Source organism: Fusobacterium sp. DD2 (assembly GCF_018205345.1).
Taxonomy (GTDB): domain Bacteria; phylum Fusobacteriota; class Fusobacteriia; order Fusobacteriales; family Fusobacteriaceae; genus Fusobacterium_A.
This window is the reverse complement of record NZ_JADRHM010000147.1, coordinates 1-346: the sequence shown is the minus strand read 5'-3', so window position 1 is coordinate 346 and position 346 is coordinate 1. Positions and strand designations below refer to the sequence as shown.

Annotated in this window: 1 protein-coding gene; it reads left to right on the top strand. The window is 26.0% G+C overall.

Annotation, left to right across the window (positions count from 1 at the left end; translation table 11 throughout):
* Positions 1-346 (top strand): IS3 family transposase (locus IX290_RS11505; protein WP_211493327.1); only part of this gene is annotated, 346 nt, incomplete at both ends.

Sequence of the window (346 nt, the reverse complement as noted above, 5' to 3'; positions counted from 1 at the left end):
CTTGTTCAGGAAGAAGAGTTAGCAAAGAACAAAAAGTCAGAGTAATAACTGAACTTAGAGCAAAATATCCTTTAAAAATATTACTTTTAATATCTGGTATAGCAAGAGCTACATACTATTTTTATCTAAATAAACAGGATAATGATTTAAAAAATCAAGATATTATTGATAGAATCAAAGAAATATTTTACGCGAATAAAAAGAGATATGGATACCGCAGAATTACATTAGAACTTAAAAATCAAGGGATGAATGTTAACCATAAGAAAGTTTTGAGATTAATGAATAAATTAAATTTAAAAAGCATTACGCGCAAAAGAAGAAAATATTCATCTTATCAAGGAAC